This window comes from Frankia sp. AiPs1 (assembly GCF_023716945.1).
In the GTDB taxonomy this organism is placed as follows: Bacteria; Actinomycetota; Actinomycetes; order Frankiales; family Frankiaceae; genus Frankia.
In genome coordinates this window covers 1-8109 of the sequence record NZ_JAMQQF010000258.1, presented here as the reverse complement: position 1 = coordinate 8109, position 8109 = coordinate 1, and the positions used below count along the sequence as shown (strand labels likewise).

Here is an 8109-nt window from a genome sequence, read left to right as displayed (position 1 = left end):
GCCCGCAGCCGGGCGCCGACCTGCTCGTCTGCGCCTTCGACACCGAGGTGGCCGTGCGGGCGCCGGTGGCGGCGGCGGTCGAGGAGCCGGGCCGGGTGCTGGTGCCCGGTCGGCTGCTGGCGGACATCGTGCACAGCCTGCCCGCGACGACGGTCGAGGGGGGGGGGGGCGCGGGGCCGGCGGGGCCGGGCGGCGGGCGGCTCCCGACGGACTGCGGGTCGTGCACGTCAGCGGCGATCCGGCCGTGCGGGCGGCCGTCACGGACATGCTTACCGAAAGCCTCGCTGCCGATCCGGTCACCGTGCCGCGGGCGGCCCTCGCTCTCGACGCGGTGCGCCGCGCGCGGCCGGCGTTCATCCTGCTCGACCGCGACCTGCCCGACGCGACCGCGCCCGAACTACTCGCTCAACTCGCGGCGGACCCCACCACGGCCGCCATTCCGGCGTTCGTCCTGACCGAGGACACCGACCCCCGCGAGCGCACCATGCTGCGCCGGGCCGGGGCGGTCGACATCCTCGCCCTCCCGCTGGACCCGGCGAGTCTCATTGCCGCCGCGACCGCCCTCACCGCCGCGATGACCGCTCCCCGCTGACCCGCTCCCAGCTAGTCGGCGAGGAGTTCGAAGTCGGCCCAGTCGAAGCCGGGCGCGACGACGCAGCCGACGAGAACGTGCCGCCCGTCGCGGGGCGCGGCCGTCTGCCACTGCCCTGCCGGGACGACGATCTGCGGCACCTCGCCGGCCGCCGCCGCCGACCCGAGCAGTTCTGTGCGGCCCGGCGAGGGCCGGCGATCCGTTCCGCCGAGGGTGAGCTCAAGGGCGCCACCACCCTGCCAGAGCCAGATCTCGGCCGAGGCCACCCGATGCCACCGGGACACCTCACCCGGGCGCAGCAGGAACAGGATGGAGGTCATCGCGGGCCGCTGTCCGCCGTGCGCCGTGACGAGATCGGGGCTGGCCCAGGTCTGGCGGTACCAGCCGCCCTCCGGGTGAGGTTCGAGGCCGAGGGCGTCGATCAGCTCGTCGGCGGACGTCGTCGGGTCGTCGAGGCGGCTCATCGGCAGATCCTCCCCCACAACTCGCCGCACCGTGGCGGGACGCAGCACCGTGGCGGAACGCGGCGCGCCGTGGCGGAACGCGGCGCGCCGTGGTGGGTGCGGGTGCGGGTGCGGGAACGTGCCGGTCGGCCGGACCGTCAGTGAGCCGGCTGCGCCGCGATGTCCTCGAGAAGGCGTTCTGCGGCCGTCCAGGGGTCGGCCACACCGGCGAGGACCTGACCGGCGAGCTCCGCCAGGCGCGCGTCGTGCGGCGGGGCCGCCAGGCGGTCCTGCAACGCGGTCAGCGCCAGCCCGCGGATCTCGTCGGCGGCGCGAGCCAGCCGGCGACGGTCGAGCTCACCGGTCGCGGCGAGATCCTGCCGGTGCGCGGCGATGCGTTCGACGAGTTCGTCGATGCCCTCGCCCAGGGTCGCGGCGACGCGGACCACCGCCGGCCGTCGGGCGTCGGCGCGCATCCGGGTCATCGCGGTCAGGTCGGCGACGGTGCGGGCCGCGCCCGGCCGGTCCGCCTTGTTGACGACGAGCACATCCGCGACCTCCAACAGGCCGGCCTTGACCGCCTGCACGTCGTCGCCCGCGCCGGGCGCGAGCAGGACGCAGGTCGTGTCCGCGAGCGCGGCGATGTCGATCTCCGCCTGGCCGACGCCGACGGTCTCGACGATGACGACGTCGAACCCGGCCGCGTCGAGGACCCGCAGGGCCTGCGCGGCCGCGGCCGCCAGCCCACCGAGGCGCCCACGGCTGGCCAGGGAGCGGATGAACACCCCGGGATCACCGGCGTGTTCGGTCATCCGGACCCGGTCGCCGAGCAGCGCGCCGCCGGAGTACGGCGAGGACGGGTCGACCGCGAGCACCCCCACCCGGCGCCCGGCGCGGCGATAGGCCCGCACCAGCGCGGTGACGGTCGTCGACTTGCCGACCCCCGGGGCGCCGGTCAGGCCCACTGTCTGCGCGCCGCCGACATGCCCGGCCAGCGCCGCGCCGATCTCGGGCCACCACCGAGGGGTGTTCTCCACCGCGGAAAGCAGCCGCGCGAGCGCCCGCCGATCACCGCCGACGGCCGCCGCGACCAGCTGCGCCGCAGCCACATCCGCCCCGGCCACATCCGCTCCGGCCAGCTCCGCCCCGGCCAGCTCCGCCGTGACCGGACCGCGAGCAGGGTCGGGCAGACCCCGCGCGCGACCGACCCCCGCGGCGGAGCCGATGGTCACGCCGCCGGGACGCGCAGGATCAGGGCGTCACCCTGGCCGCCGCCGCCGCACAGGCCGGCCGCGCCGATCCCGCCGCCGCGCCGGGCCAGCTCGTTGAGCAGGGTCAGGGCGATGCGGGCGCCGGACGCGCCGAGCGGATGGCCGATGGCGATCGCCCCGCCGTTGACGTTGACGATGTCGGAGCTGATCCCGAGGTCGCGCATGGACTGGATGGAGACCGCGGCGAACGCCTCGTTGATCTCGACGAGGTCGAGGTCGGCGGGGGTGAGCCGCTCCTTGGCCAGCGCGGCGAGGATGGCGTTGGACGGCTGGGACTGCAGCGAGGTGTCGGGGCCGGCGACGAAGCCGTGGTGGCCGACCTCGGCGAGGATCGGCAGGCCCAGCTCCTCGGCCTTGGCCCGGCTGGCCACGATGACCGCGGCCGCCCCGTCGGAGATCTGCGACGCGGACCCGGCGGTGATGGTGCCGTCCTTGCCGAACGCCGGACGCAGCTTGCCGAGCGCCTCGGCGGAGGTGTCGGCCCGGACGCCCTCGTCCTGGCTGACGACGAGCGGCTCGCCGCGACGCTGCGGCACCGAGACGGGGACGATCTCGTTGTCGAACAGGCCGTTCTTGGCGGCGGCGGCGGCCCGCTGGTGCGACCGGGCGGCGAAGGTGTCCTGCTCGGCGCGGGAGATGTTCAGCGAGCCGTTGTAACGCTCGGTACTCGCGCCCATGGAGATCTGGTCGAAGGCGCAGAACAGGGCGTCCTGGTCGATGGCGTCGAGCGCCTCGGCCGCGCCGTACTTCACCCCGGCGCGCATCGAGCGCAGCAGGTGCGGCGCCCCGGTCATGGACTCCATCCCACCGGCGACGACCAGGTCGTACTCGCCGCTGGCGATGTAGGTGTCGGCGAGGGCAATCGCGTCGAGGCCGGACAGGCACACCTTGTTGATCGTGACCGCGGGCACCGTCATCGGGATGCCGGCGGCGACGGCCGCCTGCCGGGCGGTGATCGGGCCGGTGCCGGCCTGGATCACGTGCCCCATGATGACGTACTGGATCGCGTCGCCGGACAGCCCGGCCCGCTCCAGTGCACCCTTGATCGCGATGCCGCCCAGATCGGTCGCGGTGAAGCTCTTCAGCGCCCCGGACAGCTTCCCGATCGGTGTCCGCGCGCCGGCCACGATCACGGAACCAGGCATGGCTGCCTCCTCAATCACTCTGGTGGGAAGATCCTCGCCGACGTCCTCCCGCGAGTCGGCTCCGGACGTACCCCTGGGACCGCGGTCACGTCGGTACGGCCGGTGCGCTCACCCCACGGGCACCTGCAACACCACGATAACGTGATCTTGACTCTGGTGCCCGGCCCGGCGGCGCACGCCATGAGCGGCCGGTCCCGCCCCGCGGCGGCCGGGCGGCGGGATCCCGCCGCCCGGCCCCGGTCAGGACAGCGCGCCGCAGGCCACCACGAAGGGGGAGGGATCCGCCGGCAGCCGCACCGTGCTGGTGGCGGTGTCCTGGACGGTCAGGCCGTCGGGAGTGAACCCCAGCGTCGTGGTGACGACGCTGAACTGGGTTCCGTCGGTCGAGGTGCCGGTGCTGATCTGCAGGGTCCTGTCGGCGCAACGCAGGCCGAGTCCGGAGTTGCCGTGGACGCCGGCGCCGAGAGCCAGGCCGCTCGGCGGCGTGACCGCGACCAGCTCGTCGAGGCTGACATAGCGCAGCAGGGCGTAGCTCTTCGTCCCGTTGGCGACCTGGGTCTGCACCAGCAGCTCGCCGAAGCCGTCACCGTCGATGTCGACGACCGCGCTGTTCAGCGGGGTGACGATGCTGGCGAGGGGAACCCTGGCCTGCTGGCCGTCTCGGGAGAACCGGACGCGCAGATTCGTACCGTCCACGGCGACCGTGTCGGGCTGGCCGTCGCCGTCGATGTCGTTCACCCCGGCCGGCTTCGCCACCGGGGTGGGCAACTGCGGGCTGCCCGGGCCGGTCGTGCTCACCGGTGTGGACGACTGCGTGCTGGTGGGGGTCGCCGGCGGCGAGGACACCGACTGGGTCGGCCGGGTCGGCAGCGGGCTCGTCGGCGGGCGGGTGGCCGAACCCGGGGTCGACCCGTGGGTGCCGCCGGAACTGGAGTGCCCCCCGCCGCCCAGCGACGGCACGGTCGCCGCCCGGCTCGGCTCGCTGGCTGTGCTCGGCTGGACCGGCGGCGCGGCCGGCTCGACGACCTGGCTCGACGGGCTCGGCCGGATGGCCACCACCGCCAGCCCGATGAGCGCCGCCATGACCATCCCGCCGAGGGTGAACACGGGGATGCGCCAGCGGCGCCGACGGGCGATGCCGGCGCGGATCTGCCGGTAGGCGTCCGGGGATGGCCGGATGGGCTCGATCGCCTCGGTCAGCAGCCGAGTGAGCTCGTCCGGTTCCAACGCGCTCACCGTAGGCCCTCCAGCTTGCCGCTCAAGGCCGACAGCCCTCGAGAGGTGTAGGCCTTGACGGAGCCGACGCTGCAGCCCATCACCGCCGCCGCGTCCGCCTCGGACATGTCGGCGTAGTAGCGCAGGACGACCGCCTCCCGCTGGCGCCGCGGCAGCTCTCGCAGTGCCTGGATAACGGCGGCTCGCTCGACGAGAGAGTAGGCCCCCTCCTCGGCGCTGGCGGCATCGGGCATGGGCTTGGGGGCATGCTTGAGAGCGACGAGTCGACGACGCAGCGTGGAACGTGCGAGATTGACGACGGTCTGCCGAAGGTAGGCCAGGGCCTTGTCCCGGTCCTGGAGGCGTCCCCAGGCCCCGTGGACGCGGATGTAGGCGTCCTGGACGACCTCTTCGCACAGACCCACGTCATCCAGCAGCAACGCGGCAAGACGCACCAACGACCGGTAATGCTCGGAGTAAAGGGCGGTCAGGGCGGCGTCCGCGTCCCGCGCGACGTCGCTACGGGCGGCGTCGCTCCGCGCAGGCACGGGCCGCCACCCCTCCACGACTGTCATGGGCGCGGTCACACCACGTTGGACGCGGACCGAGCACTCGAAGTTGTCCCGAAAGTTCTATCGCGTCGCGCACCAAACAGACAGCCCCCACATCCCGCGACCCCGTCTCCGTACCCATCGGTTATCTCTGCCGCCCTGTCGACGTCGTGTGCCACCCAGCCGACTACCTGTGCCGCCCGGTCAACTGCCTGTGCGACCCGTCCACCTGCCCGGGCCGCTCGTCCGACTGCCTGTGCCGCCCATCCACCTGCCTGTGCCACTCGTCCGACTGCCCGGGCCACTCGCCCGACTGCCTGTGCCGCCCGCCACACGCCCTCGATCACGCACCGCCGGAGGCCGATCGTGAAGGACATCCTCGAAGCGATCCTCGCCCAGACGCCACCGTCCCCCGACCGGCGAGCGGAGTTCGCCGCGTTCGCGGTCCCGGAGTTCTACCGCGGCGTGGTCGTGCGCCGCGACGAGACCGGGATGTTCGACGGCGTCCCGTCCCAGGACAAGGACCCGCGCCGCTCCCTGCACGTCGACGAGGTGCCCACGCCCGAGGTGGGTCCCGGCGAGGCCCTCGTGGCGGTCATGGCCTCCTCGGTGAACTACAACACAGTGTGGACGTCGATCTTCGAACCGATGTCCACGTTCGGCTTCCTCGAACGCTACGGGCGGACATCTCCCCTCGCTTCCCGCCATGACCAGCCTTACCACGTCGTGGGTTCCGATCTGGCCGGAGTCGTGCTGAGGACAGGAGCCGGCGTACACGTCTGGTCCCCCGGGGACGAGGTCGTGGCCCACTGCCTGTCGGTCGAGTTGGAACGCGCCGACGGTCACAACGACACGATGCTGGATCCGGAGCAACGAATCTGGGGTTTCGAGACGAACTTCGGTGGGCTGGCCGAGCTGGCTCTCGTCAAGGCGAACCAGCTCATGCCCAAACCGGGCCATCTCACCTGGGAGGAGGCGGCCGCGCCGGGGCTGGTCAACTCCACCGCCTACCGTCAGCTCGTCTCCGCCAACGGTGCCCGGATGAAGCAGGGCGACGTCGTCCTGGTCTGGGGGGCGTCCGGGGGACTGGGGTCCTACGCCACCCAGCTCGCACTGCGCGGCGGGGCGATCCCGGTCTGCGTCGTGTCGTCGCCGGCGAAGGCGGAGATCTGTCGATCCCTCGGGGCCGAGCTCGTCATCGATCGGGCGGCGGAGGACTACCGGTTCTGGAGCGACGAACGCACGCAGAATCCGCGGGAATGGCAACGGCTCGGCCGGCGCATACGCGAACTCACCGGCGGCGACGACCCGGACATCGTGCTCGAACACCCCGGGCGAGAGACCTTCGGCGCATCCGTCTTCGTGACCCGCCGTGGCGGCACTATCGCAACCTGCGCCTCCACCAGTGGCTTCCTGCACGAGTACGACAACCGATATCTGTGGATGAACCTGAAGCGTGTCGTCGGCTCCCACTTCGCCAACTACCGGGAGGCCTGGGAGGCCAATCGGCTCATCTCCCGGGGCATGATCCATCCCACCCTCTCCCGGGTGTACCCGCTCATCGAGACGGGGCAGGCCACCCATGACGTGCACCGCAACGCTCACCAGGGCAAGGTCGGCGTGCTCTGCCTGGCACCCACCGACGGGCTGGGTATCCGCAACGAGGAGTTCCGCGCCCGCCACCTGACCGCAATCAACCGGTTCCGTGGCGTGTAGCCGAGGAAATCGCGACGGGCCCGATGCCCGGCTGGCGTCACGTACACATTGACGGTCTGAGATGCTGGGGTCCTATGACCGAACACACGGATCTCATCCCGATGGCCGGCGAGACCGACGGGCCCCCAGCCTTCGATCTGGTCCGCCGTGGCTACGACCCCAATCAGGTCACCCACCACGTGAACTGGCTCGTCGAGCAGCTCCGCGAGGCCGAGGCGCACCGGGCCGCGGCCGAGGCCGCCGCCTCGGAGGCGGCGACCGAGGCAGCTCGCGTGCGCGACGACCTGGCCGCGAACCGACCCGCCTGGGAGGAGTTCGGCGGCCGAGTCACCCAGATCCTCCAGCTCGCGGAGGAGGAGGCGGCCACCGTCCGCGCCGAGCGGACCCGCGAGGCCGACGCCCAGCTCGAGGAGGCCCGCCGGATCGTCACCGAGGCCGAGGCCGCCCGGGAGAAGACGCTGCGGGAGGCCGACGAGCATGCCGCCTCGATCGTCTCGACGGCCCGCGCCGAGGCCGAGCGGATCGTCGAGAGCGCCCGGTCCACCGCGGCGGCGGCCGAGGACGAGTCGAAGCGCCGACTGGCCGATCTGGAACGTCAGCGCGAGCAGGTCACGACCCAGCTCGCCGCCCTGCGCGAGCAGGTGACGGCCCAGCTTGGCGCCCTGCGCGACAAGCTCACCGCCGCCAGCGCCTCGATCGCCTCGATCGAGGCGGCGCCGATCGAGGAGCGCAAGGCGATCGGCGCGGAGACGACGGCGCTGCCCGCGCCCGCGAGCATGCGCAGCGCCTGAACCCGCGACTGACCCCCGAGGCCGATTCGGGCGGGCGCGCCTTCAGCCGGCGCCCTGCGACGGTAGGCGCGCCGCCCGGCAGCGGCGATCCCAGCACGGCCGATGCCAGTGCCGCCGGTCCTCGACGCGCTCCGGCGGCCAGACGACCAGGTGGGCGGTGCCCGGGTTGATCTCGTGGTCACACCCGGGGCACCGGTAGACCTTCGCCGTCGCCGCCCCGGTGACCGGGCGGACCACCCACTCCCCGTCGCGCAGCACCACCACCGGATCGGGCAGCCACGCCCCGGCCGGGCGCCCGCGAGCGTTCTGCCCGCGAGCGTTCTGCCCCCGGGCGGGACGGCGGCGCGCCCGACGCGTCACCGACCCCGTCTGCCCGGTTCCCAGG

The 8109-nt window shown here is 73.2% G+C and carries 9 protein-coding genes and 1 pseudogene; 4 read left to right on the top strand and 6 right to left on the bottom strand.

All coding sequences use genetic code 11. The annotated features are described in order from the left end of the window. Positions 1-47 precede the first annotated feature (47 nt). Together ND748_RS34700 and ND748_RS19850 are read left to right on the top strand one after the other, a co-directional pair. Positions 48-98: pseudogene (locus ND748_RS34700) on the top strand (hypothetical protein); the annotation flags it as partial. Positions 99-220: 122 nt separating this feature from the next. After that, positions 221-592 carry a response regulator gene (locus ND748_RS19850; protein ID WP_251747504.1) on the top strand — a complete coding sequence of 124 codons (372 nt, stop codon included), beginning with the start codon at positions 221-223 and terminating at the stop codon, positions 590-592. Positions 593-603: 11 nt separating this feature from the next. On the opposite strand, the gene ND748_RS19845 is transcribed toward ND748_RS19850, so the two are convergent. The 5 genes from ND748_RS19845 to ND748_RS19825 form a co-directional block, all read right to left on the bottom strand. Then, a complete protein-coding gene (locus tag ND748_RS19845; protein ID WP_251747503.1) occupies positions 604-1056 on the bottom strand; it encodes a cupin domain-containing protein in 453 nt (150 codons plus the stop codon). Positions 1057-1193: 137 nt separating this feature from the next. Beyond that, positions 1194-2267, bottom strand: coding sequence for a methylmalonyl Co-A mutase-associated GTPase MeaB (gene meaB, locus ND748_RS19840; RefSeq protein WP_251747502.1), 1074 nt, complete (start codon positions 2265-2267; stop codon positions 1194-1196). Next, complete coding sequence (locus ND748_RS19835) at positions 2264-3451, bottom strand: acetyl-CoA C-acetyltransferase (protein ID WP_251747501.1); 1188 nt, start codon at positions 3449-3451, stop codon at positions 2264-2266. The genes meaB and ND748_RS19835 overlap by 4 nt, the downstream gene beginning before the upstream one ends. Before the next feature lie 240 nt (positions 3452-3691). Then, on the bottom strand, positions 3692-4687 hold the full coding sequence (locus ND748_RS19830) for a VCBS repeat-containing protein (protein ID WP_251747500.1): 996 nt from the start codon (positions 4685-4687) through the stop codon (positions 3692-3694). Beyond that, positions 4684-5241: a SigE family RNA polymerase sigma factor gene (locus tag ND748_RS19825; RefSeq protein ID WP_044886710.1), complete on the bottom strand. Its 558-nt coding sequence runs from the start codon at positions 5239-5241 to the stop codon at positions 4684-4686. Before ND748_RS19825 ends, ND748_RS19830 begins: the two co-directional genes overlap by 4 nt. A 342-nt stretch (positions 5242-5583) precedes the next feature. On the opposite strand from ND748_RS19825, the gene ccrA reads away from it, so the two are divergent. Beyond that, positions 5584-6933: a crotonyl-CoA carboxylase/reductase gene (gene ccrA, locus ND748_RS19820; RefSeq protein ID WP_251747499.1), complete on the top strand. Its 1350-nt coding sequence runs from the start codon at positions 5584-5586 to the stop codon at positions 6931-6933. A 74-nt stretch (positions 6934-7007) separates the two neighbouring features. Then, positions 7008-7724, top strand: a complete 717-nt coding sequence (locus ND748_RS19815) for a sugar-binding protein (RefSeq protein ID WP_251747498.1) — start codon at positions 7008-7010, stop codon at positions 7722-7724. Between the two features lie 42 nt (positions 7725-7766). On the opposite strand, the gene ND748_RS19810 is transcribed toward ND748_RS19815, so the two are convergent. Next, positions 7767-8084, bottom strand: coding sequence for a hypothetical protein (locus ND748_RS19810; protein WP_374215982.1), 318 nt, complete (start codon positions 8082-8084; stop codon positions 7767-7769). Positions 8085-8109 lie beyond the last annotated feature (25 nt).

Coding starts and splice junctions, on each gene's coding strand:
- ND748_RS19845 (WP_251747503.1), bottom strand. CDS start 1,056: ATGAGCCGCCTCGACGACCCGACGACGTCCGCCGACGAGCTGATCGAC.
- ND748_RS19835 (WP_251747501.1), bottom strand. CDS start 3,451: ATGCCTGGTTCCGTGATCGTGGCCGGCGCGCGGACACCGATCGGGAAG.
- ND748_RS19825 (WP_044886710.1), bottom strand. CDS start 5,241: ATGACAGTCGTGGAGGGGTGGCGGCCCGTGCCTGCGCGGAGCGACGCC.
- ND748_RS19815 (WP_251747498.1), top strand. CDS start 7,008: ATGACCGAACACACGGATCTCATCCCGATGGCCGGCGAGACCGACGGG.